Genomic DNA, 21604 nt, shown 5'->3' with positions numbered 1-21604 from the left:
TAGTAAGGAAGGCAGTGTGTTCATCGAATTAGTTATTGTTCTGTTCCACGCATCGCACTAGTAACGCTCCGGTCGCTCAATCGCGTAGCGACTCTTTCTCCTCTACATGCTGGTGTAGTTGGGCCCCCCGCCTCCCTCGGGTGCACGCCAAACGATGTTCTGACTCGGGTCCTTGATGTCACAGGTTTTGCAGTGCAGACAGTTCTGCGCATTGATTTGAAATCGGCTCGCCGCCCCTTCCTGCACAATCTCGTACACACCGGCAGGACAGTACCGTTGCGCAGGCTCGGCAAAGGTGGGCAGGTTAAAAGCAATGGGTATTGAGGAGTCCCTGAGCGTCAGATGACAGGGCTGGTCTTCTTCATGGTTCGTGTTCGACAGATAGACTGAGGAAGTTTTATCGAAACTCAGGACGTTATCGGGCTTCGGGTAGTGAAGGACCGAAGCGCTATCGGCAGGATCCATGGTCGAGTAGTCGGGGCGTTTGTCGTGGAAAGTCCAAGGCAATTTCCCTTTCAACAGGTTCAGATCAACCCAGGCGTATGCGGCCCCGATCAGATTGCCGAACCTGTGCATGGCGGGTCCGAAATTACGCTGCTGGTAAAGTTCGTCGTGGATGGACGATGCCCTGAATTTCCCGTCATACGCTGCCAGATCCTGGCCAGCCGACTCATTGGCAGCAAAAGCCTCAAAGATCGTTTCAGCCGCCAGCATTCCGGACTTCATCGCCGTGTGGGAGCCTTTGATCTTGGCGAAATTCAAGGTGCCGGCATCACACCCAATCAGTAGACCACCCGGAAAGTGCATTTTCGGCAAGGACTGAAGCCCGCCTTTCGCAATGGCTCGCGCGCCGTAGCTTATGCGAGAGCCGCCCCGAAGATACTGCTCGTAAAGAGGGTGATGTTTGAGCTGTTGAAGCTCATCAAACGGCGAGAGGTAAGGATTGCGATAGTTGAGATCCACGACCTGCCCGATCACCACCGTGCCGTCCTCCAAGTGATACATGAAGGCGCCACCCTGCGTGCCACTCTGGGTCAATGGCCATCCAGTGCTATGAATCACAAGCCCGGGAACATGTTGCGCAGCGGGGATTTCCCAGACTTCCTTGATACCCAAACCGTAGTGTTGAGGATCGGAATCGGCATCGAGCTGATACTTGCTGATCAGTTGCTTGCCCAAGTGCCCGCGACAGCCTTCCGCGAAGACAGTCTGCTTACCGATCAGCTCGATACCCGGGGTGAAGCCGCCTTTGTGTTCTCCGGCCCGTCCCACACCCATGTCTGCGGTTACAACGCCTCTGACCCTGCCTGCCTCATCGTACAGAACGTCGGAAGCAGGAAAGCCTGGAAACACATCGACGCCCAGAGCCTCCGCTTGCTGGCCTAACCAACGACAAACGTTGCCCAGGCTGACGATGTAGTTACCTTCGTTGTGCATCGTGCTGGGCGCGAACACCCCGGGAACCCGAATTGAAAGGCTCGAGGATGACAGATAGAAAATTTCGTCTGACTGCACCGGGGTGTTCAGTGGTGCCCCCATGTTTCGCCAGTCAGGAAATAATTCATTGAGCGCGGTGGGTTCGAATACAGCACCGGACATGATGTGCGCGCCGACCTCTGCGCCTTTTTCAACGAGACATACCGTCAGGTCCCGTCCTTCTGCAATCGCCAGCTGACGCAGGCGAATGGCAGCAGATAGCCCGGCAGGCCCTCCACCCACTACGACGACATCGAATTCCATAGCCTCGCGTTGCATCAAAACCTCCACAGGCATCGAACATAGCCTCTGGAGCCCATCGTACGAGCGGCTTAACAGCTACAACAAACGATGTATCAGTTGCTTATTAATAAGTTGAGCTAATCCATGAGTGACCACTCGGAGGCTCGACAACCCGTCACCCGTTCACCGCAAGCGATTCCAGAAAGGTCTCCAAAACCAAATGGGGACGGCGACCTTTTCGAGTGACAGAAGCCAGCGTCAGATCGTAAAAACAGGAATAGGGTTTCAGTGCTCTGAGCCTTCCTTCTGCAACCCAACTCCGCGCGTAATGGTCGGGCAGGTAACCGATGTACTGCCCGGTGAGAATCAGGAAAGCCATCCCTTCCCGATCCGATGCGCTGGCAGTGCACTTCAGCGCTTGATAGTGCTCCTGGATGGTTGCAGGTAGGCGGAATGTCGGGGCTATGGCGTCCTGCTCCTGGATACGCTGCTCACTCAAATCCAGATCCTTGAGGAAAAACAAAGGATGGCCAACACCGCAATAGAGCTGGGAACGCTCGCTATACAGCGGCTGATATTCAAGACCTGAAAGCGCACCGACTTGCGGGATGACGCCAACGTGCAGGCGACCATCCAGCACGCCTTGCTCAACCTCACCAGGTGTACTCATTCGAATTTGAATCTGAACGTCAGGTCCTTTCTTCTTGAGTGAAGCCAGTGCGTCCGTGACACGCATGTGCGGCATCGTTACCAGGTTGTCCGTCAGGCCAATGATCAACTCGCCCCGAAGGTGACTGTGCATCCCGTTGACTTCGCTTCGAAATCCCTCCATTGCGGACAACAAGCGTAAACACGCCTCGTACACCTGCTGCCCATCCTCCGTCAGGGAGAACCCGGCGCGCCCTCTCTGGCATAACCGTAAGCCTAATCGCTGTTCAAGCTCTGTCATTTGCTGGCTGATCGCTGACCTGCCAACACCGAGAACACTCTCGGCAACGGAGAACCCACCGCATTCCACGACACTCCGAAAAATTTTGAGCATTCGAATATCAAAATCAGTGACTTGAGCAACGGGATTGGGACGGCGCGCTTTCATAGTTTAGACAACCTGAAACTAAAGGTATCGAAAGGTATGTTTTATCGAATCTAATCGCGTGTCAGTTTCTAAGCAAGCCTTGAATTCGCATTCAGGACGCTCAACAGGACAACTCTCCGATTGACCACGATGAGTATCTCTCCACGAGGACCACTGCTCATGAACACACAACAGGCTCACACACCTTCCCTGGCCAGCCAGCTGAAACTGGACTCGCACTGGATGCCGTTCTCGTCAAATCGCAACTTCCAGCGCGATCCACGTTTCATCGTTTCGGCTCAAGGCAGTTGGCTGACCGATTCCGACGGCAGAAAGGTCTACGACAGCCTCTCCGGCCTGTGGACCTGCGGTGCAGGCCATTCGCGCAAAGAAATCCAGGAAGCCGTAGCCCTTCAGTTAGGTACGCTGGATTACTCGCCTGCGTTTCAATACGGCCACCCGTTATCGTTCATGTTGTCCGAGCGCGTCGCTGACCTCATGCCCGGCGACCTGAACCATGTGTTCTATACCAACTCGGGCTCCGAGTGCGCGGACACCGCGGTCAAAATGGCCCGGGCGTACTGGCGCCTCAAGGGTCAGTCGACCAAGACCAAAATGATCGGCCGAGCACGCGGCTACCACGGCGTGAACATCGCGGGCACGAGCCTGGGTGGCATCGGGGGCAACCGCAAGATGTTCGGTCAACTGATGGATGTCGACCACCTGCCCCACACGTTGCAGCCGGGAATGGCCTTCACCAAAGGCATGGCGGAAACCGGTGGCGTGGAACTGGCAAATGAGCTGCTCAAACTCATTGAACTGCACGATGCGACGAACATCGCAGCCGTTATTGTCGAGCCGATGTCGGGCTCCGCAGGTGCCATCGTGCCTCCCAAAGGTTACTTGCAGCGCCTTCGCGAGATCTGCACTCAACACAACATCCTGTTGATCTTTGACGAAGTGATCACCGGGTTCGGGCGGATGGGTACCTGGAGCGGCGCGGAGTACTTCGGCGTGAAGCCGGACATCATGAACGTGGCCAAACAGATCACCAACGGCGCCATTCCAATGGGCGCCGTGATCGCTTCCAGTGAGATCTACCAAACCTTCATGAATCAGACGAGTCCGGAATACGCGGTCGAATTTGGCCATGGCTACACCTACTCGGCGCACCCGGTTGCCTGCGCTGCGGCCCTCGCAACACTGGATCTGCTGGAGAAGGAAAACCTCATCCAGCAATCAGCTGATCTGGCACCGCATTTCGAACGCACATTGCACGGCGTCAAGGGCGCGAAACACATTGTGGACATCAGGAACTGCGGCCTCGCAGGCGCTATTCAAATTGCACCCCGTGAAGGTGATGCGATTGTTCGGCCGTTCGAGGCGGGCATGGCGCTTTGGAAAGCGGGTTTCTACGTGCGCTTCGGTGGCGACACCCTTCAGTTCGGACCGACCTTCAACGCTAAACCTGAAGATCTTGACCGGATGTTTGACGCCGTCGGGGAAGCCTTGAACCACATCGATTAACGCAACAACGTGCAGGCAAACCACCTGTGCTGGCGGGGCAACTCCGCCAGCATCACTTCAATTTTCAATCTTGCAGGTCTTCATCCATGAGCATCATTCAACACCTGATCAACGGCGAGCATATCGCCACCGCCGGCCGCACCGCGGACGTGTTCAACCCTTCCACGGGCGAGGTCATCCATCAGGTTTCACTCGCGGATCGCGCCACCGTTCAACACGCCATTGACTCCGCGACAGCCGCCTTTCCCGCATGGCGCAAGACGCCGGCCGCCAAGCGTGCTCAGGTCATGTTTCGCTTCAAGCAATTGTTGGAACAGAACGAAGCCAAAATCGCCCGGATGATCAGCGAAGAGCATGGCAAAACCATTGAAGATGCCACCGGAGAACTCAAACGCGGGATCGAGAACGTTGAGTTTGCGTGCGCGGCCCCTGAAATCCTGAAGGGTGAGTTCAGCCGCAACGCTGGCCCGAACATTGACGCCTGGAGCGACTTCCAACCTGTTGGCGTGGTGGCCGGTATTACGCCGTTCAACTTTCCGGCGATGGTTCCACTCTGGATGTATCCGTTAGCCATCGTGTGTGGCAACTGCTTCATTCTCAAGCCTTCTGAGCGCGACCCAAGCTCTACCCTTTACATTGCAGAGTTGCTGATAGAAGCGGGTTTGCCTAAAGGGGTGATGAGCGTAGTTCACGGCGACAAAGAAGCGGTCGATGCGTTGATCGAAGCGCCGGAAGTGAAAGCATTGAGCTTTGTAGGGTCGACGCCTATTGCTGAATACATCTACGCCGAAGGCACAAAACGCGGCAAGCGTGTCCAGGCCTTGGGCGGCGCTAAAAACCATGCTGTGCTCATGCCGGACGCTGACCTGAACAATGCCGTTAGCGCCCTGATGGGGGCGGCTTACGGTTCCTGCGGCGAACGCTGTATGGCGATTTCCGTCGCCGTTTGTGTGGGTGACCAAATCGCCGATGCGCTGATCGATAAGTTGGTACCGCAGATCCAGGCGTTGAAAATTGGCGCAGGCACATCCTGTGGCCTCGACATGGGGCCACTGATCACTCGCGCCCACCGGGACAAAGTGAAGGGCTACGTGGACGAAGGTGTTGAGTCGGGGGCCGATCTGGTCGTTGATGGTCGTGGGCTTCAGGTAAACAACAACGAAAATGGCTTCTTCTTAGGTGGATGCCTCTTCGACCGCGTAACGCCTGAAATGCGCATCTACAAGGAGGAGATTTTCGGCCCCGTGCTGTGCATCGTGCGCGTAGCGAGCCTTGAACAGGCCATGCAACTCATCAACGATCACGAGTACGGCAACGGAACTTGCATCTTCACTCGCGACGGTGAAGCTGCGCGCCTGTTCTGTGACGAGATCGAGGTGGGCATGGTGGGTGTGAACGTTCCGCTACCGGTTCCGGTGGCGTACCACAGCTTTGGCGGCTGGAAACGCTCGCTGTTTGGCGATCTTCATGCGTATGGTCCGGATGGTGTTCGTTTCTACACTCGTCGTAAAGCGATTACACAGCGCTGGCCGCAACGTGCCAGCCATGAGGCTGCGCAGTTCGCGTTTCCGAGTAACAGTTAAGGGAAAGGAGCCCGCTTATGGCGGGCTCCCGATTCCTCACCCATTTCGCAGAGATTAACGAAGCTCCGACTCCAGCCAGGTACAAAACGCCTGTGCAGCCCCTGACAGCGGCTTGTTATGCGGCTTCAGCAGGTAGAAACCGGCAAGGCATTCAATGCTCTGATCGAGCGGCGACACAAGCTGTCCACGCAGCCTGGATTTCTCCACAAGTTCCTCGTTAAGCAGACACACGCCTGCGTTTTCAATCGCCATGCTCGCCGCGATTGCGTAACTATCGACGTAAAACCGCTGATAGTTTTCCGCCTCGCCTTGCGGGTAAGTAGCCAGCCAGTCACTCCAGCCATTGGGTGTGCCCAACACATCGATCAAGGGCAGGCTGAGCAATCCCCCGGCGTTGCGAAGTTTGGCGGCAACGTCCAACGAGCAGTAAGGTTTCAGCTCAGTCGAGAGCAGCTGTTGGATATCGTACTGCTGCCAGTTACCGGCACCATAACGAATCTCCAGCTCTGCGCTGGAAGGTGGCGCATCCGCCTCCCAGTTAACACCGTACATGCGAAGAGAAATTTGCGGATACAGCTCAGCAAACCGCTCCATGCGCGGGGCGAGCCACAACTGCGCAAAGGAGTTGTTTACGCTCAATTCAAGTACGCCTTGGGCGACCGAGCTGAAGATGTTGTTCATCCCTTGGTGCATATGCCAAAGGCCTTCCCGGACCACTGCCAAATACGCCCGCCCCGATACGGTCAGTTGGATCGAACGTGTTTGCCTTAGGAATAGCGCCTTGCCCAGTTTGTGTTCGAGCAATTTTATCTGCTGGCTGACCGCCGATTGGCTCATGTTCAGTTCAATGGCCGCGGCCGAAAAGCTCAAATGTCGCCCGACGGATTCAAACGTCCGAAGCCAGTTGAGCTGAAGATTGGTCAACGACATCGCGGCACCCCGGCATAAGCCCTACTTATAAATGACACTGGTATACATCGTTTGTAGTGCCATCTCAAGCGCCTTAGCATCGAATCCAGACGCCCGGAGCCCCGGCGAATCACGTCTCCAATAGACCCGTCAAAGGATCCCCCGAGATGAAATCGGAAGCCAAAGTTTTAGTGATTGGTGGTGGCATTACTGGTGTGAGCACGCTTTACCATCTGGCCAAATCCGGCTGGACGGATGTCATGCTGGTGGAGAAGCTTGAACTGACATCTGGATCCACCTGGCACGCCGCGGGCAACCTTCCTTCGTTCAGCACCAGCCTGAACATCATGAAGCTTCAGAAAAACAGCATCGAGTTGTATCAACAACTCGCGGAACAGACTGGTCAATCGGTCGGCCACCATCAAACAGGTTCTATCCGGCTTGCGCATACCAAGGAACGTCTGGATGAGTTCAAACGGGTAGCAGGCTTGGCCACGCTCGCAGGTTTGCCTGGCGTCGAAGTGGTCGACAATGAACGTCTGAAGGAACTGCATCCCTTCCTGGACACCACCGGATTGCTGGGTGGGCTTTGGGACCCGTATGACGGTCATATCGATCCCACCAGTGTGACCAATGCCATGGCACAATTGGCCCGTGGTTACGGCGCTACGATTGTTCGGCACAATCCGGTTACCGCGATTACTCAACTCGCCGACAAAAAATGGCAAGTCACTACCGAACAAGGTGTCATTCACGCAGACATTATCGTGAACGCCGCAGGTTTCAGAGCCAATGAAGTGGCCGCGATGATCGGCCATCAGTTCCCCATCTGTTCCCTGGAACATCAGTATCTGGTCACTGACAATATTCCAGCCCTGGTGGACAGATCCAACCATCTGCCCCTGCTTCGCGATCCCGATATTTCCTACTACCTTCGCCAAGAGGGCAAGGGGCTGATCCTCGGGCCGTACGAGCGCGAGCCTGTGGCCTGGGCAGTCGATGGTGTTCCAGCAACATTCGGTCAGGAACTGCTGCAACCGGAACTGAACCGTCTCGAAGAAATCATCGGTGCAGCGATGGAACAGGTGGGGATAATCGGTGACGGCGGCATCAAGACCGTGGTCAACGGCCCTATCGTGTACACCCCGGATGGCCTTCCCCTACTCGGCCCGGTGCACGGTTACGACAACTACTTTGCTTGCGCAGGTTTCAGTTTCGGGATCACTCAGGGCGGTGGCGCCGGCCGATACCTTGCTCAGTGGATCATCGACGGCCACCCTGAGGTTGAACTTTGGGAGCTGGATTCCCGACGCTTTGGTAGCTACGCCAATCTTTCCTACACCGTCACCAAATCGCTTGAACTGTACGCCAACGAATACCAACTAAGCTGCCCGAACGAATACGCGATGCGCCCGGCGTGTCGCGAAGTGAAGACCACGCCGATTTACGAAATCCTCAAACACAAGAATGCGGTGTTCGGCGCTTATTACGGCTGGGAGCGTGCCAGCTGGTTTGCGCAACCTGCCAATGCCCCTGTCGAAAACTTCAGCTACAGCCGGGGCAATTGGGATGCGGCAGTCCGGTCGGAATGCGAAGCCGTGCAGAATCGTGTGGGTATCCTCGATCTGAGCGCCTTCACAAAATTCGAGATCTCTGGAAAGGATGCTCGTTCATTTCTGGATCGGATCAGCCCCAACCAGGTTCCTGCCAAATGCGGGGATGTGGCTCTCGCCCATGTGCTCACCCCATCAGGTAGCGTGGCGTGGGAGTTCTCCATGACGCTGCTGGAGAGCGGCGCGTTTTACCTGATGTGCCCGGCGGCTTGTGAGCTGCTGATTGAAGATTGGCTGCGGCAACGGGCAACGAAGTACGCAGATATCTCCATCGCGAACATCACCAGGGATTGGGGCACGCTCATCCTGGCAGGCCCTAGAGCACGAGAAGTACTGGCAAAACTAACCGACGCCGATCTGAGCAATGAGGCGTTCCCATGGTTTACCGGCCAGGAGATCCAGGTTGTCGGCGCTCCCGTTCGAGCATTGCGGATGAACTTTGTCGGCGAACTGGGATGGGAACTTCACCACCCACTCCAACATCAGCAAGCTCTCTACGAAGCCCTCGTCTGGGCGGGAGAAGCACATGGAATCGTCGACTTCGGGCTGCGGGCCATGGACTCGATGCGTATCGAAAAGGGCTATCAAATCTGGGGCCGCGAGCTGACAACCGAGTACTCGGCGCTGGCTGCCAACATGAGCTACTTCATCAAGACCGATAAAGGTGATTTTGAAGGGCGTGCGGCAGTGCTGGCAGAAAAAGAGAGGCCGAGCACCCACCGTCTCGTGCTGATGGAAGTTCAAGCGGGCCCTGCTGATGCATTGGGTAGCGAGCCCATTTTCCATCAAGGGAAACTGGTAGGGCTTACCACATCCGGAGCCTATGGTTATCGCGTTAATAAGAGTTTGGCCATGGGTTTCATCAAGCACGAACTCGCGTCCCTGGATACTGAACTCACCATCAGAATTCTGGGTGAAGAATGCTCCGCGAAAGTCATTCGTGGATGCCTTTACGACCCGAAAGGCGAACGCCTGAAATCTTGATTATGCAACTGCCTTCAAGAACGTGGAGGCAGCTTTCTGACCGCTAATGGGTAGGACGAAATGACCACTACACAACCTTTGGATAAAGCGCCCAATGCAGAGGCCTCCATAATCGATGGGAAGGCGTTTGCCGAAATCTTGCGCAAGGATGTTGCCGTCGGTGCAAGGGCCTTCAGGGAGAAGCGCGGCAGGGCACCGGGGCTGGCTGTCGTCCTAGTCGGGAGCGATCCTGCCAGCCAGGTTTACGTGAAAACCAAAATGAAAAAGGCGCTTGAGTCCGGGATTGACTCCTTCCCTCACCTACTCGAAAGCGAAACGTCCGAAGCGGACCTGCTGAACCTGATCGATAAGCTGAACAATGACCGCTATGTGCATGGGATTTTGGTGCAGCTCCCGTTGCCCGCCCACATCGATGAGTCGAAGGTTATTGCGGCAATCAACCCGGTCAAAGATGTCGACGGTTTCCATCCGATCAACGTGGGTCTGCTGGGTCAGGGTAAAGCCAAACTGATTCCGTGCACTCCTCTGGGATGCCTGATGATGTTGAAGGATCAGATCGGTGACCTTAGCGGTAAAAAAGCGGTAATTGTCGGCAGGTCCAACATCGTCGGAAAGCCAATGGCGAATTTGCTCTTACAGGAAAATTGCACGGTCACGATTGTGCATTCCCGAACACGAGATCTCATCGCTGAATGTCGTCAGGCCGACATCCTGGTGGTAGCGATTGGACGGGCGGAATTTATTGATGCAAGGGCGATCAAGCCGGGTGCAGTGGTCATTGACGTTGGTATCAACAGAGTCGAGAAAAACGGAGTTTCGGTTTTAGTCGGTGATGTCGATTTCGACTCTGCCAAGGACATCGCGGCGGCCATGACTCCAGTTCCTGGCGGCGTTGGTCCTATGACCGTTGCTTGTTTGATGAAAAACACCCTGGCAGCTGCGGAGGCGATTGAGAGTAATACTGCTGCACGCTACTGACAGTATAAATAGCGGAGCGGTTTAACCGATAACCGATCAATCCTTATGGAGAGGCCCGCCTTACCGCCTTACGTGGGTTTTTGCCAGCGTTTTCGTATCCGCCCTGTCATGCCTTCGTCACACCCACCAAGCACAATGCGGTCAGCCAAAGGGATTTGGCCCCATCGACAGAAAGCCCGGCTAAGTGCCAGGTTTTTTCGTTCCAGCAACATGCTTTTCACGAAATGCTCACAGAACGGGGCGCAGATTGAACGGATAAAAGGATTTGACCCCATACAGAGAGCCCGCCATGCGCGGGCTTTTTGTTGTCAGCCATTCCCGCTGCTAAGCTCCCCACTCTCTCGAATGGAGTCGCAGCTATGCCCTCCCCCAATACTCGCTACCGGATGTCCTTAAGCGCCGGTACCAAAACCAGCTCGCCTTCGCCTTAGAGGTGGCCTTGATGGAGTTGAGGTCCAAAGCCCACCAATCAGGCTGTCCCCCGACGCCCCCCCTGCAACTGGACCCTGTGCACATGCGGTCTGGAGCCAGCGCGCTGTTCGGCGCGAAGGATGCCCCCCCGTACGACACAGCTCATCAGATACACATCCCAAACTATATGCTCGCGGGCAAAATGGCATAATATGCCAAGGATAGAAAGAACCTGTTTGCTCAGAGCTGGAGCTAACTATGGCGACGCGAAACGTTGTGCTCACCCCTCACCAGAAACAGGTTATCCAGGACCTGGTACAGTCCGGCCGTTATCAGAATGCCAGCGAAGTGATGCGGGAAGGTTTGCGTCTATTGGAACAGCGCATCGCCGAAGACGCCGCCAAAATCGAGGCCCTGCGTCAGGCGACCTCGATAGGCATCATGGACCTTGAGCACGGGCGCTTCACTCAGTTGAACGAAGGGGATCTGGAGCATTTCCTTGAGGGATTGAGCCAGGTGGCAACCATCCCGGCGAGGGAGACACACTGAGCATGCCGCAGTGTCGGATTTCCAACGCTGCGCGCACCGACATTGTCGGCATCCTCAGGCTCTCCCAGACGCAGGCTGACGCCTCGGCACATAAATTTCAGACAAAAAAAAGCCACTCATCTGAGTGGCTTTTTTTAAATCTTGGAGCGGGAAACGAGACTCGTATCTGGTGTCCGACCCATTGAAATTTAAAGGGTTTCCGTTATTCCTGAAGCAGGAATGGACTTAATTCTGGACTCGTTTCCAGCAGGCATCAAGAGCAACGTGAACGTCCCCTCATAGGCGCGTTAGCGATCTGCGTGATCAACGCGCCAACGCCATCCAATAAAAAAGCCCGAGCTGATTCGTCCCGTAGCTGCCCCTGATCTATTTTGCTGGTCACGTTGCCGATCACGATCTGCGGATAGACAACCTGCACCGCCTGGATCGCCCTGAGCGTTTCATTGAGCTGTTGATGCGCGCGCACCCCACCCGTGAACGCCGGCGAGGCAGTGAAACTCAATACCGGACAGCCCAGCAGCGCCGATTTACCATGAGGACGAGACAACCAGTCCAGTGCATTTTTCAACACGCCGGACATACCGTGGTTGTACTCCGGCGAGCCGATCAATACCCCATCGGCCGCCGCCACGGCGGCGCGCAAGGCGATCACAGCCTGGGGTGCATGAGCGCCATCGTCATCCTCGTTATACGGCGGGATACTGTCCAAGCCATGGAGCGTCAACCGGACATGCCCAGGCAATCGTTCGGCCACCGTGCGCAGGATCGCTGTATGCGCCGACTGCCGACGCAGGCTGCCGGACAAGCCCAGGATGTTTATCGTTGCAGTCATTTAGATACTCACGGTCTGTGGCTTGGGCTTGAGGAGAAAATGCGCGAGCGCGGGCACCAGGATCAATGCCCCCACCATGTTCCAGACGAACATGAAGCCCAGCAAAATGCCCATGTCGGCCTGGAACTTGATCGGCGACAGCACCCAGGTGGTCACAGCCACTCCCAAGGTTATCCCGGTCATCACCACCACCTTGCCGGTGGACAACAGCGCCAGGTAATAGGCATCCGACAGGCTTGAACCATTGCGCAGGTTGGCAAGTGTCACGCTGAGAATGTAGAGCGCGTAATCCACGCCGATTCCCACCCCCAGTGCAATCACTGGAAGGGTCGCCACTTTGACACCGATGTTGAGCCCCACCATCAAGGCTTCACACAGCACAGAGGTCAGCATCAGCGGCAACACCGTGCAGACCACCGCGCGCCAGGAGCGGAAGGTGATAAAGCACAGGGCGATGACCGCCGCGTACACCATGAACAGCATCTGGACGTTGGAACGCCTCACGACGATATTGGTAGCGGCCTCGATACCCGCGTTGCCCGCCGCGCTCAAGAACTGAATCTTATCGCTGTCATGGCTGGCTGCGAACTGCTCGACCGTCTGCACCACGCGGGTGAGCGTGTCAGCCTTGTGGTCGGTGAGGTACACGTACACGGTCAACAGGTCGCAGTTCTGGTTGAACAACTCACGGGGCGCGCGGGTGATGATTGCATTCAGGAGCCCCTGGTTACGGGGAATTTCATACCAGGTCATGCTGCCCTCGTTCATGCCGGCGGCGGCCTGCTTGCTCAGCGCCGCCAGCGAGGTGGTGGACACCACGCCCGGCAGCTGCTGCAGTTGCGCCTCCAGGGCGTCCACTGTTACCAACGTCTGATAATTGGCGCAGAAATACTGCGGGGTCTTGACCATCACCACGTACTTGTCGCTGCTAGCGGAGAAGTTGCTGACCATGAAGCGGTTGTCGGTGTTGTAGCGCGACTCGGGACGCAGCTCCGGTGCGCCGGGATTCAAGTCGCCAATCTTGACGTGAAGACTGATGGCAAAGCCCACCGCACCCAGCACCACTCCGATGAGGATCGCGCCGGTGGCCCATTTTCGTTTGGTGAAGCGATCCAGGAAAGCCCAGAGCGGATGCCGTGCGTGATGGGCGTCCAGCTGGGAAAAACGGTCGTTGGCGGCTTCCCGTTGCGCCGCCACTTTGCTCACGCCGGTGTATGACAGCAAGATCGGCAGCAGGATCAGGTTGGTAAAGATCAGTGTCAGCACACCAAGGGTCGCGGTAACCGCCAGGTCCTGGATCACCGGGATCTTGATGATCATCAACACTGCAAATCCCACGGCGTCCGCCACCAGCGCCATCAGCCCGGTCAAGAACAGTCGGCGAAAGGTGAAGCGCGCCGCCACCAGCTTGTCGGCACCGCGGCCGATGTCTTGCATGATGCCGTTCATTTTCTGGGCGCCATGGCTCAATCCAATGGCAAACACCAGGAACGGCACCAGGATGGAATACGGATCCAGGTCGAACCCCAGGGTCGGCAGCAAGCCCAGCAACCAGACCACCGCGATGATCGAGCACAGCAGCACCAGCACTGTGCTGCGCACACAACGGGTGTACCAGAACAACACGAGCCCGCAGATCACCAGGGTCGCGGCGAAGAACAGCTGCATCTGCCGCATGCCGTCCATCAGGTCCCCCACCACCTTGGCGAAACCGGTAATGTGAATCTGGATGTCCTCATTTTCATACTTAGCCCGAATCTGTTCGAGTCGGTTTGACAGTGCGTTGTAGTCCAGCGGAGTACCGTTATCCGAGGTGCTTTCCTGAAGCGGCAGGAGCACGATGCTGGACTTGAAATTGGAGGCCACGAGCCGCCCCACCTCGCCCGAACGTTCGATGTTCTGCTGAACCTGTTCCAGCCTTTTGGCCGAGCCGTCGTAATCGTCCGGGATGACCGGCCCGCCGTCGAAGCCTTCCTCGGTCACGCCAATCCAGCGCGTGGCCGGCGTCCAGAGGGACTTCATGTAGGACCGATCAACACCGGGGAGCAAGAACACTTCGTCATTGATCTTCTTGACCGTTTCCAGGTATGCGGCGCTGAAAATACTGCCCTGCCTGGCCTCGATCGCAATCCGCAAGGTATTGCCGCCCTCTCCCAGCTGGCTGCGGTTTTGCAGATAGTTCTGCACATAGGGGTGATCCGTGGGGATCATTTTTTCAAAGGCGGCATTGAGCTTCAGGCTCAGCGCCTGATAGCCGAGCACCAGGCTGAGCAGCACACAGATGCCCAGGACAATGCTGCGATGATTGAACAGCAATCGCTCGACCAAGGTCCCGGAAGCAGGATCAAACGTAGATGATGCAAGTGCAGGCGAGTGTTCGGCAGAGTGGGTAAAACTGTTCATCGTGACGGCTCCGACGATTCCACTTTCAGGGCGGACGACAGCATGCCCCGCGTGCTGCTGATGATCAGGTCACCGTTCGCCGCTTGCGTCATGCCTGTGAAGTAACGAGGTTGAGGTATCTGAAGGGCGGTGGCTTGTGTATCGCCATCGGCAAAACGCAGCACCCGGCCCGATTCGTCTGCCAGCACGACCGAACCGTCATCAAGACGCAGACCGCTGGTCAACGTCACCGGCTGCAAGGTGTCGAGGCGTTTCCAGGTCTCGCCGCGATCCCAAGACTCGAATGCCTTCCCACGCAGTCCGAACGCCAGGATCGAATGGTTGTCGGTGGCTGCAAGACCGAAGATCGTTCCCCCATAAGGGGGCGTCAGCGCCTCGAAGGACTGGCCCGTGTCGCTGGAACGCAGCAACGTCCCCTGCTCGCCCGTCATGAAGACATCGGTCCCTATCTGCGCGATACCGTAGAGATGCAAACCGTTTGGATTCTCGACGCGGGAGCGAATGGATTGCCAACTGAGCCCGCCGTCATGAGTGACGAAGGCAAGGCCATAGGCCCCCACTACCCAACCGTTTCGTGCATCAAGGAAAAGCAGGTCGAGCAACGGCTTATCCGGCCCTTCATCCATTAACTGTTGAGCCAGGGACAGACGCTCCGGGGCCTGCCCGTCGGTGTCGCGCCTGGCTTGTTCCAGTTCGATTTCGGCAGCCTGGATGCCGTCGAGCTGTTTCACCCAGGTCATTCCACCATCCGCGCTGTGCAGGACGATCCCAGCATGCCCGACCGCCCAGCCGTGGTTGGCATCAATGAAACGCACCTTGACTAGCGTCACGCTGACCGGCGAACCAACTTGCCGCCAGGTCGCCCCGTTGTCATCCGAGACGATGATGAAACCTCGCTCGCCCACGGCCACCAACCGCCGCCCTGCCCGGGCCACACTGAGCATGACCGACTGCGTTGCTATCGTGCTATGGATGGCCGGTTGCTGCGGCAATACAGTCGTTTGCGCTACAGCACCTGAACCATAAAACATCAACGTCATCCACAGAGTGACGATAAAGGCCTTCATGGGACCTGAATATAAAATAGGCATGTCTGAACCCCGATGATGCCGCTCTCTAAAAGCGATGGCCATGCACCGCCTCCAGAGAGCAAATGTTTTAGCCAACTGTCGCGAGGCTCAGCGAACCGATCCGGATGCCACCGACGTTCCGGTGAAGAAGTTTTCGGGTTTGCGCGGTATCACGCTATAGGTTTCCCCGTTCAGGCTCTGGACAACGCTGTAGGTCTTGGCCTGCAGGTTGTAGATCACCACAGGCTTGACCACTACCGCCGGGATGGACGGCACCACGAATGGAAGCACCTGGGAAACACGCCACAACTTGCCCTCGGCGTCGTAGCCATCCACCAGTGAGATGGTCCAGCTGTCTTCGTCGATGAAGAATCGACGCTTGGGCACGGCGTGGCGTTTGCCCGGCGCAACCGTGGCCTCCAGCTCCCAGACACGGTGGAGTTCCCACCGCACTTTGTCCGCATTCAGGTGGTTGGCGGTGAAGGCATCGTCGCGTTTCTCGGCGTGGAACTTGTTATCGTTGTAAGGGATGTACAGCTCTTTCTTGCCCACCAGTTTCCAGTCGTAGCGATCCGGATGGCCGATGAAGCCGTGCACCTCATCAAAATAGTTGGCGCCTGAAGCAACGAAGTCCGGGGTGTCATAACCCACGGTTGGCGCACGCCGCACACGACGTTGGCCGACGAGGTACTGCCAGGCCTCCCGGGGTTCCTGTGCATTGATACTGTCATGGGTCACCAGTGATTCCCCAGCCTTGAACGGCGGCTCGCTGGTCAAGAACCGCAGCAGCGCATACTGCCCGGACCATTTATCTGCGGCACCGTCCTTGTAGTAGTACGGGTACTGCCAGTTCTCCACGCCCCGGCTGGCCAGCGTCCGAGTCCCGTCGGCGTTGCCGATGATGTTGGAATAGCCCATCTGTATGGATTCGGCTTCAACCCGCAGCAGGAAATTCCAGATGACCTCATTGCCGTTTTTCGGAATCGGGAACGGGATTCCGCCGTAGCACCCTTCTACTGACAAACCATTGCTGGCGGTCTTGCAATGGGTGGCATTGGCGAAGGTGTTTTGATAGACGCTGTCCGGCGCCGCAGCGCTGCGGTGAGTCGGGTAGACATCAAGGTGGAAGGTGTCGGGGAATTTGGCCAACAGGGCTTTGGTTCCTTCACTCAACTTGTCGGCGTACTGCGCAGCGTTCTTGGCGTTGATCTGCAACAGCGGTTTTTCGCCGGGGAACGGATCGGCGGGTACATCGCCGAACTTGGCCCCGGCGACATCCTTGGTCAAGCCACCGGTCCAGGCCGGAATGGAGCCATCGGCGTTGCCGGCTTTTTCGGCCCCCATGGGTGTCAGCGTGGTCTTGAGCTTCGCCGCCTCGTCAGGGCTGACCGCTGCCAGCGCGGTACCGACAGACAGTGAGATCGACAGAGTGGACAGCAACAGCAGTTTAATTTTTATCATTATCAGGGCCCGCCTGTTCTTTGCTTAAAAGGTTCGCTGGATCGAAAACGCCACGAAATCCCGGTCTTTCATGTTTTGCTGATAGGTGAACGAATTGGCTGAATTGATGACGGGCCCGGCCTCACCAAAGAAGTTGGTGTAGCTCAGCGAGGCGTACCACTGCTTCTTGTAATCGGCCTTGAGACCCAGGGTCAGGTCGCCGCCATGTTCCGGGCCAAATGCCTGGGGCGTGACGGAAGAACGCCCGGACGGGTTATAGCCAAGGGTGATCGGCGCTTGGACGTCGATGCCAGGAAAAACCTGGAAATATTGCGGTTCAAACGTGAAGCGCATGGCGAACGCATCGCGCGTGGTGTTGGGGTCCAGTTGATCGGCGTTCTTGGTCACGCTCAGCCGTCGGTTGAACGCCAGTTCACCCACCAGGGAAGCGCCGTCCCACAACGCGGATCCGCCGTAGACATTGATCATCGATACCTGGGCATGCCACGACCGACCAATGGGATACGCGGGGTCGGAATCGTTGTCGGCGTCCATGCCAGTGATGATGGTGCCGCCGACACCCGCCAGGGGCGTATCGAGCCTGATCGACGTTTCACCGGCAATATTGGCCTCGCCCACCAGCGTACTGAAGCTGGCACCGAAGACCTTCACGTCCTCGGGATAGACGTTGATAAACGAGTCGTCGGCCCCCGGCACCAGCGCGGCCGGGCGGAAGTAGAACACCGGTGTTTTTTCGTGATACTTCGCGGCGTAGAGCCCGAACTCCCAGTCCTCCACCGCGAATTTCAATTGTGCGCCGAACTGCCCGGAGTCCCTCGCCTCCTTGTCTTTGCCATGACGCAACTCACCCGTGGGGAAGAACACCCGCTCCCCGCCTTCACCCACAAAGTCCGCCCCGCTGAAGTAGCTACCTGCGGCGGGCAGACGGGTCTTGTTCCATTCAAATTGGTAGTAGGCCCCCACACTCACCGTGTCGTTCAGTTGCCAGTTACCAGACACCTGCTTGGTGGGCATCAGGATTTCTTTGAATTGGGAACCGGGGACTGATTGAAGCTTCACCAGGTCCACGGTGGACTGGGCGTTGGCAATGCCGTTGGCGCCGAAGAACAGGCTTTCACCGTAAATCTGGGTGAACTGCCCGAGCCGCCCGGACAACGAGGTCGTGCCGATTTCCGTCGAACCATAGATAAACGCGTCGAGGATTTCAGTCCGTTGGCCATGGATACGGCGGGTGTCGCTGGTGAATTCATCGTGGTCGACACTCACCGAGTTGGCGGTGCCCGGTGAATCGTTGTCATTGTCCTGGCTGTAGACGTTGTCGTACCAGGACGCCGCGCTGAGGCGTGCACCGACGTCTTTGTACTTGATGTCGAATTCGGAAAGGATGTCCAGACGATTGGAAATCAGCCCGCGATCGAAATTTCGATCGCCGTCGTCCAGGTTGGGATTGCTGTTGGAGGTCCCAGGGCCCACCGCCACCTTGTGATCGAGTTTGTTCACGCGCCAGGCGTTGCTGTACTTGATGGTGTTGTCCCAGGTCGCCGAAAGGTCGGGATTACCGGTATTGATCTGGAACGCTTGCGCCTGGGTTGAAAGGCCCAGCAGTACCGTTGCGCTGACTGCGCAAGCAAGGCTGGAGACCGGCAACGGGCAGAACCGCTGGTTGGCTGTTTTCATGAAGATGTTCCTGTTTTTTTGTTTTTGTAAAAGGTCATCCACTCGCAGCATTGGCCGCGAATACCGCTGGCGTCGCCACAATGCGTAAAAACGCTTTTATTGCACTTATCATCACTTTGTGCACAAAAACTATCCCTGCGCAAAATCAAAGTCAAGCGGATTCAAGCGGGCACCGCGCGTTGAGGGTTGATAGAAGGAGGGAGAGCAGGCAGTGGCCCGAAAGACCTGGCAGAAAACCCCATCGACAGCAGGCGCCTAATCAGTCTTTGCACTAAACTCTGTTTTGCGCATAAAATGCGTTTAGTGCAAATTTAAGGACAACTCCGACCATGATTCCCTCTCCCAGCGTTCCGCTGATCGATGTCGCGTTGACGAAGATGAAAAAAGCGATCGTCTGTTGTGAGCTGGCCCCCGGTGAAAAGCTCAAGGTCGCAGAGTTGTCCAAGACCTACGGACTCAGCAGCTCGCCGATTCGTGAAGCCCTCAATCGACTGACCCAGGACGGTGTGGTTGAGGCCAGCGATAACAAAGGCTTCAGAGTTGCCCCGATTTCCGTCACTGATTTTCGCGACATCACGCGCATGCGCTGCCTGTTGGAATGCGAGGCGTTGGCCGATGCCATCCAACAGGGCGACGACGCCTGGGAAGCCGATGTGCTCGGGGCATTTCATCGCCTGAATCTGGTCGAGAAAAAACTCGGCAGCGGTGTGCTGGTACTCGATGATGAATGGTCGACCCGACACAAGGCCTTTCACTTCGCCTTGTTTGCGGCGTGTCCATCGCCCCTGCTGTTGAAGATGATCGACTCGCTGTTTGATCGGGCCGAACGCTACCGACGCTTTTCCGCCCAGCAGCGCATTACCCAGCGGCACAAGGGCAACGAGCATCAGAAGTTGATGGAAGCGGCCCTGGCTCGCGACTCCGAGAAAGCCGTCACCTTACTGCGCAATCACATCCAGGAAACCCTGGGCCGGATCGTAGAAGCCATAGAGCGCCGACAAGCCACGTTTCAATAAGCCTCATGTAAAAAACCCTTCGCCTGGCACTGTTTTGTGGACAGTGCCAGGCGAAGGGCGTGTTGCCTTTCAGGCGCTAAGCCTGTGCGAACCTGATCGTCTTATCGCAAATACCGCCTTGGGCCGGCGCGGGCTTCTGCGGCGGCTTGCACCACAGCGCAAGCTCCATGCCCTCGAGCAATTCCATCGCCCAGGCCACCGTGACCGCCCCGCCATACACGTAGTGATCGGGCCGCACGATCACCACATTACAGCCTCGCTGTTCCAGCCATTGTGCTAGCAACCCATCGACTTCCTGGTACTCATCGACAGCACGAGCCCCTGATTGCTCAGGGTTAACCAACCGTACGACGTGGATAGGCAAGCCTTTAAGCGACTGGCTGCTACGCAGGCACCTCAACAATGCGCTGGCATCGAAACCGGGGGCAACGACCACGCGAAACGCCTGACCGGTAAATTCATCGAGCAAGGCTTGCTTGCCGGCATGGTTGATCACCATTGGCTGGGGAAACAGCTCTCCGGCTGGAGACACCTGCGCGATAAACCCTTGGGACAGACCGGGGATCAGCGATTGCCGGATGGTCCCGCCCGGGTTCTCCTTCATATGTTCGATCAGCCGTGCGTCCCGCTTCGCGGCCCTTTCACTGTCGCGCTCGCAGATCACACCACCGAACTCCTTGGCCGCCAGGGTAGTCTGGCGCACATGAGGGATCCGCTCGGTCTGATACGTCTCCAGAAAATCCGGAGCGGCCAGTCCCTCTTTCACCAGAGCGATTTTCCAGACCAGATTCAAGGCATCGCGAATCCCCTGGCACATGCCTTGTGCCAGGAATGGCGGCGTCATATGGGCCGCGTCTCCAAGGAAGAAGACCCGGTCGGCTTTCCACTGCTCGAGGATCAATGCATGGAATCGGTATGCCGAAGCCCGCCATAACTGATAGTCCTGCTCCGGCAGCCAACGGGCAATCAGCTTCTTGATCATTTCAGGCTGTGAGATTTCCGAAGGTTGCTCATCCGGATTGATCATGAACTCCCAGCGACGATGTCGCCCGGGGCCGACGACAAAGGTGCACGGCCTCGCCGACTCGCAGAACTGAACGTTGGTCTTCGGCAGATCTTCCCCCGCCCCTTCGTTAAGGATCACATCGACCACCAGCCACGGCTCGTCGAACGCCAGGTCGTCCATCTTCAACCCCAGGCGGGTGCGGATCGGGCTGGTGCCGCCATCACACGCCAGCACATGGGCGGCAGTGACCGTGCGCTCGGTCCCATCCTTCGCCTGGATACGGACATTCGCCTGGGACTCAGCAGAGTCGACCGACAACACCTCAGCGCCAAGCTCAACGGTTACCGACTTAAAACCGGTGATTTTTTCACGAAGTGCGCGCTCCACCGGCGGCTGGGAAAACACATAGTTCGGCGCCCAACCCAGTGGAAAAGGCGGCTGGGCAGCGTCAATGCGCTTGATCAATTGTGAACCGGTTGTTCGGTATTCCGAGGGGCGGTAAGGCATGACGTGTTCGGCAATGCTGTCTGCCAAGCCGATATTTCCGAAGACGCGCATCACTTCATGGTCAAAGCCCATGGCTCGAGGGTTGGCATAGACCGTCTCGGACTTCTCCACCACCAGGGCATTGAGCCCCCACAGACCGGCCAGATTGGCGCACAAGGCGCCCACCGGTCCCATTCCAACAATGATGACATCGTAGTCCATCGTCTACTCCGCTTCTTGTAGTTGTCGATTGCGAGTGCTGGTTGATGCAATCACGACGCCTGTTCATCAACCAGATATCGTCT

At 57.0% G+C, this 21604-nt stretch carries 15 protein-coding genes; 6 read left to right on the top strand and 9 right to left on the bottom strand.

What is annotated here, in order from left to right; genetic code table 11:
• Window positions 1-102: 102 nt before the first annotated feature.
• Both KI235_RS11610 and KI235_RS11605 read right to left on the bottom strand, forming a co-directional pair.
• A complete protein-coding gene (locus tag KI235_RS11610; RefSeq protein WP_198795729.1) occupies window positions 103-1755 on the bottom strand; it encodes an electron transfer flavoprotein-ubiquinone oxidoreductase in 1653 nt (550 codons plus the stop codon).
• Between the two features lie 139 nt (window positions 1756-1894).
• On the bottom strand, window positions 1895-2815 hold the full coding sequence (locus tag KI235_RS11605; RefSeq protein ID WP_198795728.1) for a LysR family transcriptional regulator: 921 nt from the start codon (window positions 2813-2815) through the stop codon (window positions 1895-1897).
• A 159-nt stretch (window positions 2816-2974) separates the two neighbouring features.
• On the opposite strand from KI235_RS11605, the gene KI235_RS11600 reads away from it, so the two are divergent.
• Window positions 2975-4321 carry an aspartate aminotransferase family protein gene (locus KI235_RS11600; protein ID WP_212795739.1) on the top strand — a complete coding sequence of 449 codons (1347 nt, stop codon included), beginning with the start codon at window positions 2975-2977 and terminating at the stop codon, window positions 4319-4321.
• Between the two features lie 86 nt (window positions 4322-4407).
• Complete coding sequence (locus KI235_RS11595) at window positions 4408-5904, top strand: CoA-acylating methylmalonate-semialdehyde dehydrogenase (protein ID WP_212795738.1); 1497 nt, start codon at window positions 4408-4410, stop codon at window positions 5902-5904.
• 54 nt (window positions 5905-5958) lie between these two features.
• On the opposite strand, the gene KI235_RS11590 is transcribed toward KI235_RS11595, so the two are convergent.
• Window positions 5959-6834 (bottom strand): LysR family transcriptional regulator, encoded by an 876-nt coding sequence (locus KI235_RS11590; RefSeq protein WP_212795737.1) that lies wholly within the window; start codon window positions 6832-6834, stop codon window positions 5959-5961.
• Between the two features lie 146 nt (window positions 6835-6980).
• Here KI235_RS11590 and KI235_RS11585 point away from each other — a divergent pair, with 146 nt between their 5' ends.
• The 3 genes from KI235_RS11585 to KI235_RS11575 all read left to right on the top strand — a co-directional run bounded on the left by KI235_RS11585 (window position 6981) and on the right by KI235_RS11575 (window position 11348).
• Window positions 6981-9410, top strand: coding sequence for an FAD-dependent oxidoreductase (locus KI235_RS11585; protein ID WP_212795736.1), 2430 nt, complete (start codon window positions 6981-6983; stop codon window positions 9408-9410).
• Window positions 9411-9470: 60 nt separating this feature from the next.
• Window positions 9471-10388 (top strand): bifunctional methylenetetrahydrofolate dehydrogenase/methenyltetrahydrofolate cyclohydrolase FolD, encoded by a 918-nt coding sequence (gene folD, locus KI235_RS11580; RefSeq protein WP_244864296.1) that lies wholly within the window; start codon window positions 9471-9473, stop codon window positions 10386-10388.
• 669 nt (window positions 10389-11057) lie between these two features.
• A complete protein-coding gene (locus KI235_RS11575; protein ID WP_198795726.1) occupies window positions 11058-11348 on the top strand; it encodes a type II toxin-antitoxin system ParD family antitoxin in 291 nt (96 codons plus the stop codon).
• A 253-nt stretch (window positions 11349-11601) separates the two neighbouring features.
• Here KI235_RS11575 and KI235_RS11570 read toward each other — a convergent pair whose 3' ends face one another.
• From KI235_RS11570 to KI235_RS11550, 5 genes are read right to left on the bottom strand one after another with little or no spacing between them, the layout of a single operon-like run.
• On the bottom strand, window positions 11602-12180 hold the full coding sequence (locus KI235_RS11570) for an NADPH-dependent FMN reductase (protein ID WP_212795735.1): 579 nt from the start codon (window positions 12178-12180) through the stop codon (window positions 11602-11604).
• On the bottom strand, window positions 12181-14583 hold the full coding sequence (locus KI235_RS11565; RefSeq protein WP_212795734.1) for an MMPL family transporter: 2403 nt from the start codon (window positions 14581-14583) through the stop codon (window positions 12181-12183). It abuts the gene before it with no gap.
• Window positions 14580-15716, bottom strand: a complete 1137-nt coding sequence (locus KI235_RS11560; RefSeq protein ID WP_244864295.1) for a YCF48-related protein — start codon at window positions 15714-15716, stop codon at window positions 14580-14582. Before KI235_RS11560 ends, KI235_RS11565 begins: the two co-directional genes overlap by 4 nt.
• A 45-nt stretch (window positions 15717-15761) precedes the next feature.
• Complete coding sequence (locus KI235_RS11555; RefSeq protein ID WP_212795733.1) at window positions 15762-17114, bottom strand: DUF1329 domain-containing protein; 1353 nt, start codon at window positions 17112-17114, stop codon at window positions 15762-15764.
• Between the two features lie 24 nt (window positions 17115-17138).
• Complete coding sequence (locus KI235_RS11550) at window positions 17139-18791, bottom strand: DUF1302 domain-containing protein (protein ID WP_212795732.1); 1653 nt, start codon at window positions 18789-18791, stop codon at window positions 17139-17141.
• 329 nt (window positions 18792-19120) lie between these two features.
• Between KI235_RS11550 and KI235_RS11545 the strand changes: the two genes are divergently transcribed.
• Window positions 19121-19807 (top strand): FCD domain-containing protein, encoded by a 687-nt coding sequence (locus KI235_RS11545; protein ID WP_095962596.1) that lies wholly within the window; start codon window positions 19121-19123, stop codon window positions 19805-19807.
• Window positions 19808-19883: 76 nt separating this feature from the next.
• Here the strand turns inward: KI235_RS11545 and KI235_RS11540 are convergent, their stop codons facing one another.
• Window positions 19884-21521 carry a bifunctional 3-(3-hydroxy-phenyl)propionate/3-hydroxycinnamic acid hydroxylase gene (locus KI235_RS11540; RefSeq protein ID WP_095962595.1) on the bottom strand — a complete coding sequence of 546 codons (1638 nt, stop codon included), beginning with the start codon at window positions 21519-21521 and terminating at the stop codon, window positions 19884-19886.
• Between the last annotated feature and the right edge of the window lie 83 nt (window positions 21522-21604).

The organism is Pseudomonas sp. St386 (assembly GCF_018325865.1).
GTDB classification, from domain to species: Bacteria; Pseudomonadota; Gammaproteobacteria; order Pseudomonadales; family Pseudomonadaceae; genus Aquipseudomonas; species Aquipseudomonas brassicacearum.
This window is presented reverse-complemented; position numbering and strand designations above follow the sequence as displayed.